Source organism: Scytonema sp. NUACC21 (genome assembly GCF_054684315.1).
Map to the genome: position 1 here is coordinate 294,968 of NZ_BAAFZH010000105.1, position 6,710 is coordinate 301,677.

Genomic DNA, 6,710 nt, shown 5'->3' on the forward strand with positions numbered 1-6,710 from the left:
TAACAATAAAACTGAGTGTAGCAGTCTCTCTGTTTTACAACTACGCCATTCGGATATTATTCTCCGGAGGGATTAATTAAAAGAAATGAAAACTAATCAACAATCCTTTTTGTTGTTGTTTTTACTTGCCACCTTAATTATGTCTTAGCATGACTCATAATGACTAGTCCTACAGCAACATTGCTTATATCTTGCCCAGACCAACGGGGACTTGTAGCGAAAATTGCCAACTTTATTTACACCTATGGTGGTAATATCATCCATGCAGATCAACATACAGACTTCGCTGCTGGTTTGTTTCTCACCCGCATTGAATGGCAGTTAGAGGGATTCAATTTGCCCCGCGACCTGATTGCACCAGCATTTAACGCCATAGCTCAACCTTTGCAAGCCAAATGGGAACTCCACTTTTCTGATACTGTTCCCCGCATTGCTATTTGGGTCAGCAAACAAGACCATTGTCTGTTTGATTTGATTTGGCGACAACGTGCAAAAGAGTTTACTGCTGAGATTCCTCTGATTGTGAGCAATCATCCCGATCTAAAAGTTGTAGCGGAGCAATTTGGCATAGACTTCCACCACATCCCAATTAGTAAGGATAATAAACGAGAACAGGAAGCCCAACAACTCAACTTATTAAATCAATACAAAATTGATTTAGTTATCCTAGCAAAATATATGCAAATTCTTAGTAAAGAATTTATTAACGAATTTCCTCAGGTCATTAATATTCATCACTCATTTTTACCAGCTTTTGTTGGAGCCAATCCCTATCATAAAGCTTTTGAACGAGGTGTCAAAATTATTGGAGCAACTGCACATTATGTCACTGATGATTTAGATGCAGGACCCATTATCGAACAAGATGTTGTGCGAGTGAGCCACCGCAATGAAGTTGAAGATTTGATAAGAAAAGGAAAGGATTTAGAGCGAATTGTCTTAGCTAGGGCAGTCCGTTTGCATTTGCAAAACCGTGTTTTGGTTTATAGAAATAGAACAGTCGTATTTGAATAACCTACCTACAGTTGGAGGTTAGTTAGTCAGTCTATTCATTAGATTAAATGAAACTTTGTAGCTAAGGTATGATTGGTTATGGACTTTAAGTACAAGTGGAAAAACGGTTATCCACCAACCCGAGACCAAGCAGCAAGCAGTCAACATCTGTTGGATAAGGGGCAATTTACTAGCGAAAAAGATTGGCAACTTGCAGAACAAGATGCACGCAAGCATTTAGGTGTTCCTGCTAAAACTATGGATGAGGATCGTTCTACACTCCCTCATGCAGCTCCTGCCGAAAGTGAGGACAATGAGTTGTTGTAAGTGCTGGGTAACTTCACTTATATCGTACAATCTTGACGTACCGACACTGCCTGATTCCAGGTTAACGTAGGTACGTCACCAGTATCTAAGAAGCAAGCAATCCCCCACTTCCAGATAAAACTCTTAACTCAATGTATCATTTACGAATATCGGCGCATAATAATATTAGAAAAGAGTTAAGAAATATTACGCTACGTGACCTGACCTTGGTATGAGCAAAACAGCCCTGAATCTCATAGCAATATCCGTCTTCGCTATAACTATGTCCACCTTGCTGGGTCCATTAATTCACCTGTCGCCTACAATCCCAGCGCTCGTAACCTTTACCGTTTTGGGAATAGCCACTTTCGATTCTTTCAGTTTGCAAGGGCAAGGTGGCAATCTTTTATTAGATTGGATGGCTGGTTTTTCACCCGAACACAGAGAACGTATCCTTCACCATGAAGCAGGGCACTTTCTCGTTGCTTACCTGTTGGGAATTCCAGTCATTGGTTACACCCTCAGTGCTTGGGAAGCCCTAAAACAAAAACAACCGGGACAAGGTGGTGTCAGTTTTAATGATGGCGAATTAGCCTCTCAACTGGAACAAGGTAAAATAACCGCTCAAATGCTGGATCGTTATTGCACGACTTGGATGGCGGGTGTTGCGGCAGAAAGCTTGGTTTACAACAATGCTGAGGGAGGTACCGACGATAAAAGCAAGCTAGCAGGAGTTTTAACAAGCTTGGGATTTTCTAGAACCAATGTCGATCTCAAACAACGCTTTTGCCTCCTCCAAGCAAAAACCCTACTTCAAGAAAATTGGTCAGTATATCAAGCCTTAGTCAATGCCATGCGACAACGGGCTTCCGTAGCAGAGTGTCATCGTGTGATTGAGTCTTGCCAAAGCTTTCACCATTAACCACTAACCAGAAACAGAAACAGTTTGACGCGGTGCAGCATGATAAAGTGTATGACCACTGCAACCGATCGCACAATTGCGCCCAGCCGCTTTCGCCTCTAACAAATGTTGATCGGCGCGATAAAGGAGGCTGAGTCCCTTGGGATCGTCCTCGGCTCGCAGACAACAGACTCCCAAGCTGATTGTAATGTTTAGAGATAGTTTGTTATTGATTGCAAAGGGTTCATTGGCAACGACACGATTGAGACGCTGTGCTACACCAAGGGCTTCATCACAACCTGTATTTGATAAAACAATCACAAACTCCTCTCCACCATAGCGAAAAGGAGTGTCTTGAAATCGTAGATTTTGACGCAGACGCCTACACAGTAACTGTAAAAGACCATCCCCTACCAAATGCCCGTAGGTATCATTCACTTTTTTGAAATAGTCTACATCTAAAATAATCAAAGAAAGTGGAATTCCATGAGTGCGGGCTTTTTGAATTTGCCTGGGTAAATCCCACTCCAATGCACGGCGATTATTCAGTTCTGTAAGGGAATCCGATCGCGCAATGGTTGAGAGTAAATCATTGGTTTTCACTAAGTCTCGGTACTTTTGTGCTTTACGCAAACCTAAACTTAAATGAGCAAGTAACAAGCGCTCGTGAGCCGTTTCCTCTTTTGGAGACGCGCCATAACTCGTGTGTATATGCCAGATATATGCATCTGCTCCTTGTTGTAATGCATAAGATGTCATCTCCAACTCCCAATCCTGACTACAGGTATTTTTAAGCATCAGTAATTGGGGACGATCTTCAATCAGGATACAGTAAATCCAGGATAACTCTGGCTGTTCTTTTAACCAATGACATAATTTCATACTGTCATCCCAACTAGCCTGCACCAGTAAAACATCCGGTAGAGTACTTTCGATACAAGAAACCGCCCGCTCGAAATTGCTGGTGAGTTCTATGCTATAAGAGGATGTATCTCGAATATGCTTTGGAAGTTGAGCGAGAAAGTTATCACCTCCAAAGATCAGTATGGAATTCATTGCTTTACTTTTTCCCCATTGCTACTTTAAAGGTATAAAATTTAACTTTTTCCGGCTCTTTGCGATTACTGCTTTACAGTTGTACATCTGATGAGGGAGTGTTAATACACTGTTTGATGCCACACTTAGCTAAAACATGAATTTTTTAAATTTCCACCTCATCCTACTTTACTTGTATAACTACAATTGCTGTTGTTTCAATTTCTGATACCTTTCGTTTCCTATAAAATAATTTATCTTAAGCAGTATAAATACTGAAAATATTATGGAAGTATAAAGATATGACTAGTACAAAAAGGCTGTTCGCGTAGCGTCTCCTCTGGAGAAGTATGAAGGCATTTGGATGAAATTAACAGGCTTATACTGCCAGCTTGACAACAAGCGTGTAATGGTAGCCTTATTTGCACCGATGTGTACTAGAATTTCCTCAAGCGATTCCACTAGTTTATGCAAAATGAAACAGTTAAACTATTTGATACATTGAAGATGAACTTCTCACATCAGTAGAATCTTGATTTTTGTTTGTATCCTTATTACAAGAAGTTTCCATCCTTCCGAATTTTTCCGTAAAAACTCAGAAACTTTACGGACTCAATTTTTTCATATTCTACATAATTTATTAAAAATTCCGATAAAAGAAAAACCACCCCCAGTAACCTATCTGCATTGACAAGGAAAACAAAGGTTAGCAGAAAATTTTTTGGGGCGGTAGTGGTAGGAACGCTAGTTTAAATGTGAAAGATGAGTGAAGTACGGAAAGTTTCATCTTTCATCCTCAACCCTTAGCCTGCTTGATAGCCCTCAATAGTGTAACCAGCTGCAACAATTGCCTGTTTTATGGATTCCTCAGAAGCTTTCGCTTCCACAGTTACAGTCTTACCCTTGACATCTATATCAATCTTGGCATCTGGTTCTACGACTTGGATAGACTTAGTAATCGTTTCTGCACAACCCTCGCAGGAAATATTTGGAACACTCAATTTTAACGCCATAATTTACCTCAATAGGGGAATTTTGAGTTTTTTTCCAACTTTTATTTTAGAAATCGCGGACGCTCTCACTCATCCTACCAAAGTTAGGAGGTTAAGCTATTGCGGCAGAATCTGAAATGGTGTGGTCGCAAATTGAAACAAAATGCAAAAATATATAAACGTAAAATTAAGCATAAAGAACAAAGGGCAAAGCCTGAAATATTAGTTATACTACAATGTAGTATAATTTGGTTCCCCAGCTTCCCCCTTTCATACTTCATACTTAATACTTCATACTTGTAAGAGCTTATGTCTGTAAATCCCCAGTACCTCAGCGGTAACGAAATTCGCCAAAAATTCCTCGACTTCTACGCCCAACGGGGACACCAAATCCTTCCTAGTGCCTCTCTCGTGCCAGAAGACCCAACCGTGCTGCTGACAATCGCGGGGATGTTACCATTTAAACCTATATTTTTGGGACAGCGCACACCAGAGTTCAAGCGTGCTACAACTTCTCAAAAATGCATCCGCACCAACGATATCGAAAATGTCGGGCGCACCAAACGGCATCATACGTTCTTTGAAATGTTGGGTAATTTCAGTTTTGGAGATTATTTTAAAGAACAAGCGATCGCTTGGGGTTGGGAGGTGTCAACAAAAGTCTTTAATTTGCCTCCGGAACGTTTGGTTGTCAGTGTCTTCCAGGAAGATGACGAAGCTTTTGCAATCTGGCGGGATAAAATTGGCGTACCCGAAGCGCGGATCAAACGCATGGGCGCAGATGATAACTTTTGGGTTTCCGGTCCCACGGGTCCGTGTGGACCTTGTTCGGAAATTTACTACGACTTTCACCCAGAACGGGGTGACGATAGTATTGACTTAGAAGACGACACCCGCTTTATTGAGTTTTATAACCTCGTATTCATGCAGTACAACCGGGATACTGAGGGTAACTTAACACCGCTGGCAAACAAGAACATTGACACGGGAATGGGCTTGGAGAGAATGGCACAGATTCTCCAAGGAGTATCCAACAACTACGAAACCGATTTGGTTTTTCCCATTATTAAAAAAGCAGCAGAAATTGCTGGGATTGACTACACCAAAGTTGATGAAAACACCAAAGTCTCCTTAAAAGTTATCGGGGATCACATTCGAGCGATCGTTCACATGATTGCTGATGAAATCCGCGCCTCTAATGTGGGGCGGGGTTATGTGCTGCGCCGCCTGATTCGTCGAGTTGTGCGACACGGGCGATTGGTCGGAATTCAAGGTGAATTTACGATTCAAGTGGCTGAAACCGCTATCGGTATTTCCGAGCAAGCTTACCCCAATTTGCGACAGCGAGAAGCAGCCATCAAAGCAGAATTGCAACGAGAAGAGTCTCAATTCCTCAAGACTTTGCAGCGGGGTGAAGAACTGCTTGCAAATATTATTGCTGAAGTTAAAAGCAAAGGCGAAACCCAAATAAGCGGTGAAAGTGCCTTTACTTTGTACGATACCTATGGATTTCCTGTAGAACTGACTCAAGAAATTGCTGCTGAGAACAACCTCATAATTGATGAGGCGGGTTTCGAGGTGGAAATGGAAAAGCAGAAACAACGTGGTAGAGAAGCCCACGAAACCATCGATTTAACTGTGCAGAGTTCTCTCGACAACCTCGCCGAACACATTCACGCTACAGAATTTTTAGGCTACACCCAAAGCGCAGCAACATCTGTAGTTGAAGCGTTATTGGTAGGTGGTGTCTCGGAACCAGAAGCAGAGGCTGGAACAGATGTACAAATTGTCCTCAATCAAACTCCATTTTATGCTGAGTCGGGGGGACAAATTGGGGATCGCGGTTATATATCCGGCGATGGTATTCTCGTCACGATTCACGACGTTAAGAAAGAATCTGATTTCTTTGTTCACTTTGGACGGATTGAACGCGGAACTCTCCGAGTTGGGGATACGGTGACCGCCCAAATCGATCCTTCTTGTCGTCGTCGCGTCCAAGCCAACCATACTGCAACTCACTTGCTGCAAGCGGCGTTGAAGAAAGTTGTCGATGAAGGAATATCTCAAGCTGGTTCGCTGGTATCCTTTGACAGATTGCGGTTTGACTTTAACTGTCCGCGTCCTTTAACAGCACAAGAGTTGCAGCAAGTTGAGGAACTGATCAATATCTGGATTGCTGAAGCTCACTCTGCCAAAGTGGAAATTTTGCCCTTAGCAGAAGCAAAAGCAAGAGGTGCAACTGCTATGTTTGGAGAAAAGTACGGCGAACAAGTGCGCGTGATTGACTTCCCTGGTGTCTCAATGGAACTTTGCGGCGGTACTCATGTCAGCAATACAGCAGAGATAGGGGTTTTCAAAATTATCTCTGAATCTGGCGTAGCTTCTGGAGTTCGGCGGATTGAAGCTGTCTCTGGTTCGGCTATTTTAGATTACCTGAATATTCGGGATAAAGTTGTTAAGGATTTGAGCGATCGCTTTAAAGT

At 42.2% G+C, this 6,710-nt stretch carries 6 protein-coding genes; 4 read left to right on the forward strand and 2 right to left on the reverse strand.

The features are described 5' to 3' along the window. Positions 1 to 159 precede the first annotated feature (159 nt). The 3 genes from purU to ACYRY3_RS37840 all read left to right on the forward strand — a co-directional run bounded on the left by purU (position 160) and on the right by ACYRY3_RS37840 (position 2,221). Entirely contained in the window at positions 160 to 1,014 is an 855-nt protein-coding gene (gene purU, locus ACYRY3_RS37830; RefSeq protein WP_460206874.1) for a formyltetrahydrofolate deformylase, read from the forward strand. A 78-nt stretch (positions 1,015 to 1,092) separates the two neighbouring features. Continuing rightward, positions 1,093 to 1,320, forward strand: a complete 228-nt coding sequence (locus ACYRY3_RS37835) for a bromodomain-containing protein (protein WP_460206875.1) — start codon at positions 1,093 to 1,095, stop codon at positions 1,318 to 1,320. Between the two features lie 211 nt (positions 1,321 to 1,531). Further along, positions 1,532 to 2,221, forward strand: coding sequence for an ATP-dependent Zn protease (locus ACYRY3_RS37840; protein ID WP_460206876.1), 690 nt, complete (start codon positions 1,532 to 1,534; stop codon positions 2,219 to 2,221). A gap of 3 nt (positions 2,222 to 2,224) precedes the next feature. Here ACYRY3_RS37840 and ACYRY3_RS37845 read toward each other — a convergent pair whose 3' ends face one another. Further along, positions 2,225 to 3,256, reverse strand: coding sequence for a GGDEF domain-containing protein (locus tag ACYRY3_RS37845; RefSeq protein WP_460206877.1), 1,032 nt, complete (start codon positions 3,254 to 3,256; stop codon positions 2,225 to 2,227). Between the two features lie 782 nt (positions 3,257 to 4,038). After that, positions 4,039 to 4,248, reverse strand: a complete 210-nt coding sequence (locus tag ACYRY3_RS37850; RefSeq protein WP_460206878.1) for a heavy-metal-associated domain-containing protein — start codon at positions 4,246 to 4,248, stop codon at positions 4,039 to 4,041. A gap of 288 nt (positions 4,249 to 4,536) precedes the next feature. On the opposite strand from ACYRY3_RS37850, the gene alaS reads away from it, so the two are divergent. Continuing rightward, a partial coding sequence (gene alaS / locus ACYRY3_RS37855) for an alanine--tRNA ligase (protein ID WP_460206881.1) occupies positions 4,537 to 6,710 on the forward strand: 2,174 nt, incomplete at its 3' end.

Bases quoted from the DNA above. Each gene is read 5' to 3' on its own strand.
- purU (WP_460206874.1), top strand. From the start codon at position 160: ATGACTAGTCCTACAGCAACATTGCTTATATCTTGCCCAGACCAACGG.
- ACYRY3_RS37835 (WP_460206875.1), top strand. From the start codon at position 1,093: ATGGACTTTAAGTACAAGTGGAAAAACGGTTATCCACCAACCCGAGAC.
- ACYRY3_RS37840 (WP_460206876.1), top strand. From the start codon at position 1,532: ATGAGCAAAACAGCCCTGAATCTCATAGCAATATCCGTCTTCGCTATA.
- ACYRY3_RS37845 (WP_460206877.1), bottom strand. From the start codon at position 3,256: ATGAATTCCATACTGATCTTTGGAGGTGATAACTTTCTCGCTCAACTT.
- ACYRY3_RS37850 (WP_460206878.1), bottom strand. From the start codon at position 4,248: ATGGCGTTAAAATTGAGTGTTCCAAATATTTCCTGCGAGGGTTGTGCA.